This window comes from Noviherbaspirillum sp. ST9 (genome assembly GCF_048799745.1).
Taxonomy (GTDB): domain Bacteria; phylum Pseudomonadota; class Gammaproteobacteria; order Burkholderiales; family Burkholderiaceae_D; genus Noviherbaspirillum.
The window spans coordinates 647,813-657,116 of the sequence record NZ_JBLWFR010000002.1 but is presented as its reverse complement, the minus strand read 5'-3'; the positions used below and the strand labels follow the sequence as shown (position 1 = coordinate 657,116).

Annotated in this window: 10 protein-coding genes and 1 rRNA gene; 7 read left to right on the top strand and 4 right to left on the bottom strand. The window is 58.7% G+C overall.

What is annotated here, in order from left to right; genetic code table 11:
* The first annotated feature begins 2 nt into the window (after positions 1-2).
* A 5S ribosomal RNA gene (rrf, locus tag ACNOHI_RS06360) occupies positions 3-115 on the top strand.
* Positions 116-295: 180 nt separating this feature from the next.
* Here rrf and ACNOHI_RS06355 read toward each other — a convergent pair.
* Genes ACNOHI_RS06355 through ACNOHI_RS06345 form a run of 3 tightly spaced genes read right to left on the bottom strand, consistent with a single transcriptional unit; the run spans position 296 to position 2,952 of the window.
* Positions 296-1,267, bottom strand: a complete 972-nt coding sequence (locus tag ACNOHI_RS06355; RefSeq protein ID WP_420473806.1) for a Bug family tripartite tricarboxylate transporter substrate binding protein — start codon at positions 1,265-1,267, stop codon at positions 296-298.
* A 34-nt stretch (positions 1,268-1,301) separates the two neighbouring features.
* Complete coding sequence (locus tag ACNOHI_RS06350; RefSeq protein WP_420473805.1) at positions 1,302-1,613, bottom strand: AtuA-related protein; 312 nt, start codon at positions 1,611-1,613, stop codon at positions 1,302-1,304.
* A gap of 1 nt (position 1,614) precedes the next feature.
* The gene (locus tag ACNOHI_RS06345) at positions 1,615-2,952 is read right to left on the bottom strand and encodes an acyclic terpene utilization AtuA family protein (protein ID WP_420473804.1); all 1,338 of its coding nucleotides are present in this window, start codon (positions 2,950-2,952) and stop codon (positions 1,615-1,617) included.
* Between the two features lie 123 nt (positions 2,953-3,075).
* Between ACNOHI_RS06345 and ACNOHI_RS06340 the strand changes: the two genes are divergently transcribed.
* The 3 genes from ACNOHI_RS06340 (at position 3,076) to ACNOHI_RS06330 (ending at position 5,592) form a co-directional block, all read left to right on the top strand.
* Positions 3,076-3,999 (top strand): LysR family transcriptional regulator, encoded by a 924-nt coding sequence (locus ACNOHI_RS06340; RefSeq protein WP_420473803.1) that lies wholly within the window; start codon positions 3,076-3,078, stop codon positions 3,997-3,999.
* Positions 4,000-4,209: 210 nt separating this feature from the next.
* Positions 4,210-5,100 (top strand): cache domain-containing protein, encoded by an 891-nt coding sequence (locus ACNOHI_RS06335; protein ID WP_420473802.1) that lies wholly within the window; start codon positions 4,210-4,212, stop codon positions 5,098-5,100.
* A 186-nt stretch (positions 5,101-5,286) separates the two neighbouring features.
* On the top strand, positions 5,287-5,592 hold the full coding sequence (locus tag ACNOHI_RS06330; protein WP_420473801.1) for a YciI family protein: 306 nt from the start codon (positions 5,287-5,289) through the stop codon (positions 5,590-5,592).
* Positions 5,593-5,700: 108 nt separating this feature from the next.
* On the opposite strand, the gene ACNOHI_RS06325 is transcribed toward ACNOHI_RS06330, so the two are convergent.
* The gene (locus ACNOHI_RS06325; protein WP_420473800.1) at positions 5,701-6,615 is read right to left on the bottom strand and encodes a YihY/virulence factor BrkB family protein; all 915 of its coding nucleotides are present in this window, start codon (positions 6,613-6,615) and stop codon (positions 5,701-5,703) included.
* A gap of 734 nt (positions 6,616-7,349) precedes the next feature.
* On the opposite strand from ACNOHI_RS06325, the gene ACNOHI_RS06320 reads away from it, so the two are divergent.
* From ACNOHI_RS06320 to ACNOHI_RS06310, 3 genes are all read left to right on the top strand, one after another.
* Positions 7,350-7,658, top strand: coding sequence for a hypothetical protein (locus ACNOHI_RS06320; RefSeq protein ID WP_420473799.1), 309 nt, complete (start codon positions 7,350-7,352; stop codon positions 7,656-7,658).
* A gap of 149 nt (positions 7,659-7,807) precedes the next feature.
* Positions 7,808-8,230 (top strand): ProQ/FINO family protein, encoded by a 423-nt coding sequence (locus ACNOHI_RS06315; protein WP_420473798.1) that lies wholly within the window; start codon positions 7,808-7,810, stop codon positions 8,228-8,230.
* 411 nt (positions 8,231-8,641) lie between these two features.
* Positions 8,642-9,250 (top strand): hydrolase, encoded by a 609-nt coding sequence (locus ACNOHI_RS06310; RefSeq protein ID WP_420473797.1) that lies wholly within the window; start codon positions 8,642-8,644, stop codon positions 9,248-9,250.
* Positions 9,251-9,304 lie beyond the last annotated feature (54 nt).

Sequence of the window (9,304 nt, the reverse complement as noted above, 5' to 3'; positions counted from 1 at the left end):
TGCCTGATGACCATAGCGAGTTGGTACCACCCCTTCCCATCCCGAACAGGACCGTGAAACGACTCTGCGCCGATGATAGTGCTGCAACCAGTGTGAAAGTAGGTTATCGTCAGGCTTGTTATATGCATGAGCCCCGCCTTCTTCTGAAGGCGGGGCTTTTTGCTTTTGCGTGCCAAATTCCGGCTCCCCGTAGTATCAAAGACCGACGTCATCGGCTTGTCTGATCCGAAGTGGGGTGGAATGCGGAGGGCCGGGTTGAAACCCGCCAACGAGTGCCAGCGGGTGACGCGTTCGATTATTCCTTCTCGATACCGGCCTTGCGAATGATTTCACCCCACTTGCGGGTTTCATCCGATTGGAATCGCGCCAGTTCTTCCGGCGTGGTGACAAAGACCTCCACCCCGCTTTGCCCATAGAAGGCAGCCTTCGCCGCCGGGCTTTTCGCGGCCTGCGTCAGCAATTCATTCAGCCGGGCGACGATGGGCTGCGGCGTCTTTGCCGGCGCGTAGGCTGCAAACCAGTAGCCGATGTCATAGCCTTTCACGCCGGCTTCCTCGATTGTCGGTACATCCGGAGCAAGGGGAGAGCGGCTCTTGGCCGAATAGCCGAGCGCGCGCAGCTTGCCGCTTTTGACGTGGGGGAGCCCCGTCGAGGTATCCGTGATCATCATGTCGATCTGTCCCCCGAGCAGGTCGGTGACAGCAAATGTGTTGCTCTTGTACGGGACGTGCAGGAGCTTCACGTCGGCAAGTTGCTGGAAGAGTTCGCCAGCGACACGGCTGGAGGAGCTTCCACTGCCGAAGGTAATCTTGCCCGGTTCCTTCTTTGCCATCGCAATAAATTCGGCGACGTTCCTGGCCGGATACTGGGTATTGACCACCATGACCTGGCCGCCCTTGCCGAGCCCGGTGACAGGTGTAAAGTCTTTGACCGGGTCGTACGGAAGCTTCTTGAAAAGGTGTTCAGCCGCCGCGTGCGTCGTATTCGTGGTGATAAAGACCGTGTAGCCGTCCGGCGCAGAGCGGACCGCTTCATTCGCCCCGATGAACCCGTTCCCGCCCGGCTTGTTGTCCACGATGACCTGGTGCTTGACCTCTTGCGTCATGGCTTGGCCGAGCGCGCGGGCGAGTTGGTCCGTGGCAGTCCCCGAGGCAAAAGGCACGACCAGCCGGATCGGCTTTTCCGGGAAATCCGCGGCCGCAGGGACGGCGATGACGGCCAGCCAGAGTGTCGAGAGGGCGAACAAGGGTCGTTTGATGTGCTTCATGGTTGTCTCCATCATGATTGTTGGAAGTGGATTGTCAGGTCGACTGGGGTATGTCCAGGCTGAGAATGGCAAAGCTGAGCGTCTTGCCATGGGCATCGATCGCGAGTGAACGCGTGACCCCGCCGGCAAGCGCGTCGCGCATGACGAAGTTGAGTGCGCCGAGGGAGGACAGTACAAAGCGCTCGACGTCGCCTTTCACGATCTCCGACAGATGCGCCTTGACGCGCTCCGCCGTCACGTATTTCTCGATCGCCGGAAAGTCTTTCGGGTCGTAGACGATGACCGAAATATTTGAAATGTTGCCTTTGTCGCCGGCGCGCGCATGGGCGATTTCCCTCAGCTGCATGTCAGGTCTCCGTGATGTGAACGGCAGTGTGAAGTTCGGAGCGTGGCAGCAATATGGACACCACCGCGACGATGTCCCGTGCCCACTTGCTTGCTCCACCGCCGCCGGCGGGTCCGCAGGTGTAAAGGCTTTCCACCTCGTTTGCAATGCGGGTTGCTTCTGCCAGCGAGCCGGTGCGACCGGCGACGCGAATCCTTACCTCGCAAGGATCCGGCCAATTCGCCGAGAGCTTGTCGCCGTGCATGGAATTGATGCCCAGGAGGTCGTAGCGCATTTCGCTCGCTTGCAGGCCAATCAACTTCAACCGCTCCTGCACGATCTCAAGCGCCAAGCGCGCCCTAGTCGCGGCGCCCGGGCCTGCATACGACATCTGGCCTTCTCCAATGTAACTGTCGACATAGCCGATCGACGTTTTCAGCATCTCCGGCCTTGCCCGTCCGCTCGCTCCGCTGACCCGGACACGGTCGGGTCCAATCTCTTCAATCACGACGCGGGAAAAATCCGCGACCACGTCCGGCGTCATGTAAGAGGCGGGATCATGGATTTCGTAGAGCAATTGCTCCTTGCAGGTGGCGGTAGTGACCTGACCGCCGCTGCCCGGCACCTTGGTAATGATTGCTGAGCCGTCCTCGTACACTTCTCCAATCGGGAATCCCAAGCGCGCCAGCCCGGCGACATCCTTGTAACCCGGGTCGGCGAAATAGCCGCCGGTAATCTGACCGGCGCATTCGAGCAGGTGTCCCACGAGCGTACCCTGGCCCAAGCGATGCCAGTCGTCCATCTTCCACCCAAAGGTATGGACAAGCGGGGCCAGCACCAGGGCCGGATCGGCCGCGCGTCCGGTAATGACCACGTCCGCGCCCTGTGCCAACGCGTCGACGATTGCTTGTGCGCCGATATAAGCATTGGCCGACAGGAGCCGGTCACCAAATCGCGTGACCGGCTGTCCCGTGTCATCGAGGTAACTCCCCCGCCGCACCCTTTCCAGCACGTCGTCGCCCGTCACCGCTGCCACCTTGAGCCCGTGCATCCCCAGCGACTGCGCGACGTCGCGCACCGTTTGGGCGGCCGCCAAGGGATGCGCCGCCCCCATGTTGGTGATGATCCGTATGCCGCGCGCGCAGCAGGCAGGGAGCACAGCGCGCATCCTGTCCTCGAGAAGCGGGTCGTAACCCGCGTTCGGGTTGGCCATTCTCGCGCGTTGAGCGAGAGCAATGGTCCGCTCGGCGAGGCATTCGAAAATCAGGTAGTCGATGTCCCCTTTTTCGGCGAGTTCGACTGCCGGTTCGATGCGATCGCCCGAGTAACCTGCGCCTGATCCAATTCTGACGTATCTCATTGAGGCCCTTGCTTCTGCGGCTGCGGCGCCCGCCGTTTGTCGGTGTTGTACTGATTCTGAGGGCGCGGTTTGATGAAGTAAAATGAATATTTGCGATCAATTAATCATTTTTAGGTATTAATCGTGCAAAGAAATATTTCGACCCGCCTGCTCCACGCGTTTGTCGCGCTGGCGGAGCTCAAGCACTTTACCCGAGCGGCGGAGCGGTGCCATACGTCACAGTCGGCGCTGAGCGTCATGATCAAGAAGCTCGAAGGCATGCTTGGGACAACGCTGTTCGAGCGGGACACACGGAAGGTGACGTTGACGCCCGAAGGCGAACTCTTCGCGGAGGCCGCGACGGCACTCATTGCCGAAATCGAGGCTGCTTTCGACGACATGAGCGAGTACGTTGCGCTGCGTCGGGGCAGGGTGTCCATTGCGGCGCTGCCTTCCCTTGCGGCGAACGGCCTGCCGTCGGTCATTGTCGAGTACAAGCACCTCTATCCGGGGGTGAAGGTCAGCCTGCACGACGCACTCTCGGATCAGTGCCTGGCTCTTTTGCGGCAGGGGAAGGCCGACCTGGCGTTGACGGCGCCCGGGCCGGACGTTCAGGAATTCGAGGCGCGCACGTTGTGCAGTGATCCGTTCTATGTGGTCTGTCCGAAGGAACATGCCTTGGCCGGGAAGAAGACAGTGCGCGTGGCGGATCTGGCTGGCCACGAAGTCATCCACCTCGCGAAGTCCTCCAGCGTGCGCCAGCATGTCGAGATCCTGCTTCGGGAAGTGCAAGTCGTTCATTCCGGGTTCGAAGTCGAACACCTTGCGACAGTCGCCGGTCTGGTAAAGCAAGGACTGGGGATCAGCATCGTCCCCGAGCTGACACTGTTCCAGTTTCGTCAGCTGGGTCTCGTCGCAATACCTCTGCAATCGAGCAAGCTCGTTCGCCCGATCCTCGTCGTGCGGCGGAAGGACAGGTCCTTGTCCGTCGCTTCTCAAGCGATGCTGAAGTTGATCGAGAAGCGCCTGGGTCAAACGGCCATACCACGGAAGTACAAGAATTTCTGAGTGGAGCGCGGGAGGACTTCCGGCACGGCCGCGTCGCAAGATAACCACAGCTTCGCGATTTCTGCTCCAGACGGTGACACATCGGACTATCCGCATTGTCCCAAAAAAGAGCACCGACATCATGCTTTTGCGGTCTTTGACTTGAGTCAAAGTTGCGTCGCAAATGCGTTGCATAGACTGGCTCCATCTTCCACTGCAAAGGAGTCATCCATGAAAGCACTACCTCGCATTTTCCTGCTCGGCCATCTTGCGTTCGCACTGAGCGCCGCGCCCCTCGCACACGCTGCTCCGTCCGATGCGCCATTGGGCGCGATCGAACGCGCGGAAGCAGACAAGGCAAAGACATTGCTGGAGGAGGCCGCTTCTTACCTGCGGAAGAATGGCACAGAGAAGGCATTCAAGGCATTCAGCAAGCGGGACGGTGAATTCGTGAAGGGCCCGAATTACGTTTATGCGATCGGGCTGGATGGGATGATGGTCGCGCACGGTGCAGCGCCGGAAGTGCTGGTCGGAACCAACGTCACCGACCTGCGCGATGCTGCAGGAAAGTCCTTCATCCGCGAGATGCTGGACCGGGCCGCCGCTGACGGAAGTGGTAGTGTCGAGTATCGCTGGCTCAATCGCAGCAACAACCGCGTGGAGGCGAAGACAGCTTTTTTCACGAAGGTCGACAACCACGTCCTCAGCGTGGGTTACTACCTGCCTCGCTCGTCAGAGGAGGAAGCGCAGGGCATGCTGGACAAGGCGGTTGCGCAGATGAAGAAATCGGGCGCACGTGCCGCGTACCGCAAGTTCAATGATCCCAAAGGCGCATTCATTCGTGGCGACCTGTACGTGTTTGCGATCGGCATCGAGGACGGGAAATATCGCGCATCCGGTGCTGCGCCCCACCTCGTCGGCAAGAACGTGCGCGATATGCGGGACGCGGAAGGAAAACCCCTCGTCCAGGAAATGATTGCGCTGGCCACGGAGAAGGGGAGTGGTACGGTTGATTACGTGTGGCGTAATCCCGCGACCAACGCCGTTGAACCAAAGCATTCACTGGTCCAACGGGTGAACGATGTCGTGGTGGGCGTGGGGTATTACTCGAAGCAGAAATAGAGGCGGCAGCCGTGAAGCCCCATTACTGTCTCATGTAATACCATGACGGACATGGTGGGGCGTTCGAGAAATTCGATCTGAACGCAGCACCTTTACCCAGGACGGTCGACAGACCGCGGCGAACCTTGCATTACTTGAGTCTGAAGAACGATGACGCACTACCTTATCTCCTTTCCCGCAAGCGCCATGGACGTCCCCGCTAAGGACTTTGCCGCCGTGGGCGAAGCTGCGCGCGATGTCATCCGCGAGGCGAAGGCGGCAGGCGTGTACGTGTTCGGTGGCGGTATCAATTCGGATGTCGCATCGCTCATGGTCGCCTCAGATGGCACAGTCAGAAACGAAACCTATCCGCAGACGAAGGAATTCGACGGTGGCTTCTGTGTCCTGCGGCTCCCGTCACGCGAAGCCGCCATCCTGTGGGCGGCAAAGATCGCCAACGCCTGCCGCTGCGCGCAGGAGCTCCGCGAGTTTGGGTATGACCCGGAGAGTTGAGGGGCAGTGCACGTACCCATTGCGACCGGCTTCGTCGGCCGACTGGACGGTTCAGCGTGGGTAGGTGAATTTCGTTTTGAAGTTGGTTGTCGACGGCATAGAAGGCGTTCAGCGTGACCGTTCTTGTTCCGTGTGAAAAGACGCGAACCGTTTCCCGGACGTTCCCCTGAGTATTCGCTCATATTCAGAAATGACCTGGGCGCCAAGCAAGAGCACAATTGCTCCAATTTCCAGGCTCAGGAGCACGACGATTGCTGTCGTCAACGATCCGTAGACTGTACTGACTTGCGACAGTGTTGCGAAATACCACACCAGTACATGCCGCGTGATTTCCCACAGCAAGGCCGCTACCCCGCCTCCGATCAAGGCATGCCGCAGCGAAAGGCGTCCGACCGGCATTACCAGGTAAACGGAGGTGAGGACGAGGATTTCACCCGCCACGCCGAGAAGATAGAGCAGCATGCCCGAGACACCGCCCAGCGACCAGCTATGCCCGAGGAAGTCGATGCGCTCCCGTCCCATGGCCTCCAGAGCGCCCGATACCAATGTCACCACCAGCGTGCCGACACCCAGAAACAGGATGTAGCAATACGGCAGCAGGGCGGATACGAGGAAATGGCGCCGGTGGATCGCGACGCGATGAAAGAAAATCACCGACAGCGCATTCTCCAGCACGGTGAACGCGAGCGAGCTGAAGAAGATCATCGTTGCCAGCAACAGCCAGCCGACCACATCGCTGTGGTGCATGAAACTCGCCAGCTCGCCGATGATTGCCTTCGATTGTCCCGGGATGAGCCATTCCAGATAACGGCCCATGGTATCCAGCAACTCCACCTGGCCGATCACATGGGATAGCGCGATGACAATCAGGATGAGCAGAGGCACGATGGACAGCAGCGCATAATAGGCAACGGCGCCGGCCAGCAGTAAACCTTGGTTGGCCCTGAAGGCTTTGAGCGTGTGGATGGCAAAGGCTCCTGGATGTCTCAGGATGTCCCGGGCCTGGTGGCCGAACGTGTCCATGCCGTTATTTGACGTATTGGAGACGAAATCTGTTCGCTAGAGCTTAACCTCAGCTGCGCCGGCGATGCTTTGATCATGACGTTCTTGCATCATTGCAGCCTAGTGTTTCCGAATGGCAATCTGTGTGCAGGTGGCACTCCTGAGGCAATAATCACGCCTTCGTCGTCGCATTCGGAACTACGACCTACCAGCAAGCTTTTCAGACCGCCGCGGGAGGATAAGCCAGTTGTAAATCCCGAGAACGGCGGTTCCCACAAACACAAGCTGCATGGTGATGAGGCCTGGTGCGCCGGTCAGCAACCCGAACGCGATCCAGGCACAACTGGAGATGAGATAGAGGACGAAGGCCCATGCGGCGTGCGCGTGCCTCGCTGCAAGCATGATGGATCCAACGGCTCCAGTAATGCATCCGGTCCATTCAAGGATCTCGGTAGGTGAAAAGTACATCGACGTCAACGGCAGATCTGAGAAGCCGGGAACGATCTCACAACGATGGGTGTTGGACAACGTCGGGAGTCGCTGCAGTGCGAAATGGTTGACTGAGGTCAAGCGGTGACGATCTCCCTGTGGCGAACTGCCCATTGTCCCGGCCCGACGCATGGAGGAGGGCGCTGCTACCGGGAGCTTGTCGACGTGACGGCAAGGTCAACTCAATGGACTGTTGTTAATACTCAATGGCGCCACTGCTCGAGGGAATATCGTGATGGAACAATGATCACGCCCACGAGAACATCATGACCGATCCGCAAACGCCAGAGGCTTCATCCTACGATCCGAACCGATTGTTCGACGCACTTATCGACCGGATGCATCTGAAAAATGACGCGCAGCTTTGCCGCGAGCTGAACGTGGAGCCCCCCCTCGTCAGCAAAATTCGTCATCGTCGGCTGCCCATGGGCGGATCCCTCCTCATTCGCATGCACGAGGTAAGTGGGTTGACCATCGCGGAGCTGCGGCACCTGATGGGGGACCGTCGGCAGAAGTACCGCATTAGTGCAGCCCCTTACAAATCAAAATCGCAGCAGACCCGGCCAAGCGCATGACCGGGGACACCTCGGCATCCCCATCTCCCGTCCGGCCGTCCTGTGCCTGCGGGGCACGTAGTCGTATGAGGCCACTTTCAGAAACTTGCAACGGGAAGGCCTGAGTTTGGTGGTATGCTCGCGGCACATTTTTTCTGCGATCGACAGGTATGAACTCTCCGTCTCATGAACCGGCTCATTCCGGCCGCGGGCTGCTGAAGCAACTTGAACAACAATTCGAGGTTTTTCGAAAAGGCTTGCCGCTCGCGATCGGGATTGACAAGGAAATCATCGCGCGCATGCCCACCATTGACCGGAAGGCGCTACGGGTTGCCCTGAGCATCCATACCCATACCACGCGATATTTGACCGCACTCGACAAGGCAAAGACGCGCTTTGACCTGGATGGGAACCCGGCCGGGGAAGTGCTGGAAGCGCACCGTGTCCTTGCTGTCGACACAGTCAAGGCGCGTAAGAAAAAGATCGCCGAGCAACGCAAGGAACAGGAGCAGGCAGCGCTCGAGGAGCAGGAAAAAATCAAACGTGACGAGAAATTGCGCCTGCTCGCGGAAAAATTCTCAGTGCGTCGCTAGTTCTTGCACGTCTACCTCATCCACTCTCTTGTTCCGTGGCTGTGGGGTACCGGACGAAATGCAGACGCCGTGCACGGCAAGGACGTGGCGTCGCCCACAATGATCACGACTTAGGTGCCTGCCTCGCTTACACAGGCGCTTCTTCTCAAATATCGTACCTGACAAGTAAGGCACCCCGGGTGGCAGGCAGAGGCGATTGAGCCATGATGAGGCCTTTGGTCTCGCTCCCGCTGCCGCACTCGACGCAGTTCAACTTCACTCTTATCGCTTGCACTTATGCCTGTATAAATATACAGTGTGCACAATTTTGAACTGACAGTGCCTCTATACGATCACGACTTGCAATAATGGGGCTTCAAAATGCGGTTCGGGCGGCGTGCTCGGTCGGTACACGCAATTTGGGACAAAGAAATGGCTGGCAAACAACTCGACATGTTCTTGAAACCCAGTGGAAGGACAGCCATCATCACTGCATCGGGCTTCGTGCTGGATCTCGGAAATCCTGATGCCTCCGGTTTGCCCGTTGAAGACGTTGCCAAAGCACTGGCGTACCAGCCGCGCTGGTGTGGCGCTACGCGACAGTTCTACTCGGTAGCAGAACACAGCGTCATGGTGTCGCATCTTGTTCCCTTACCAATTGCATACCACGCGCTATGGCATGATGCGATCGAATTCATCCAAGGCGACTGGCCATCCCCGCTCAAGGTTCATCTGGGTAGGGAAGCCATCAATAAAAAGCTCGCACCTATCGAAGCCGCTCTTGCAAATCGATTCGGGTTCGATCTGCATGTGCCTGGCGTCAAGGAGGCGGACCTGGTGGCGATGGCGACCGAAGTTAGGGACCTCTTGCCCGCAACCTGGATGGATTGGGGCCATTTGCCCACGCCGGCGCCTGCAAGGATTGAGCCTGTCGGCCCTGAAAAGGCGTATGACCTGTTCATGCAGCGCTACGAAGAGATCCGGCACCTCGCGCGGCCCGCGTCCGCGGCACAGAAGTCACGGCGAAATCGACGTCACTGATATCCTGTGCTTGTCCAGAGTCTTCCTCGTATCCTTGAGCACATGGCACTCCAG